Source organism: Vibrio sp. 2134-1 (assembly GCF_033339495.1).
The window spans coordinates 1-683 of sequence record NZ_JAWOUS010000461.1 but is presented as its reverse complement, the minus strand read 5'-3'; the positions used below and the strand labels follow the sequence as shown (position 1 = coordinate 683).

The following is a 683-nucleotide window of genomic DNA, read 5'->3' as shown; positions in this document are numbered from 1 at the left end:
GCCAGAGTGATCCATGTTTTCATTGTCATACCTTTTATTTGTGTCTGCTTAACGGCGCCAAAACGCAGGGAAGAACAGTACAAGAATAGTCAGAATCTCCAAGCGGCCCATCAACATACCAAAGCTTAGAAGCCATTTAGCAGCATCTGGTAGTGGCGCGAAGTTACCGGTTGGACCGATCACGCTCCCCATGCCAGGACCCACGTTGGCAACGGCGGTGATTGAGCCAGAAATGCTGGTCACGGGATCAAGACCAAGCGCACTTAAACAGCCAGCGATAAAGATGATGGTGATAAAGAACATCAACCCAAACGCCACCACAGAGCGCACGATGTCGTCGTTCACAGGACGTTGGTTGTAACGTTGCACGAAAACGCCGGATGGATGAATCAGTTTCATGATCTGTTTGTTTAACAGCGTCATAGCAATTTGGAAACGGAAGATTTTAATCCCGCCTGCGGTTGAGCCAGAACATGCCCCAGCCATCATTAAGAAGGCAAAGAGCGTGGTTGGCAGAGCGCCCCAAGCGGTGAAATCTTCCAAGCCGAACCCAGTGGTTGTCACCACAGAAACGATGTTGAACATCGACACTCGCAGGGCATCCAAAATGGTGTACCCATCTCGAATCACTAGCCAAGCGGCAACCACCAAGCTTGAGAACAAGAATAAGTATGCAAAGCCTC

Annotated in this window: 1 protein-coding gene; it reads right to left on the bottom strand. The window is 49.8% G+C overall.

The window, feature by feature from the left end:
• Positions 1 to 48: 48 nt before the first annotated feature.
• A partial coding sequence (locus R7R78_RS26625; RefSeq protein ID WP_318119622.1) for a potassium transporter TrkG occupies positions 49 to 683 on the bottom strand: 635 nt, incomplete at its 5' end.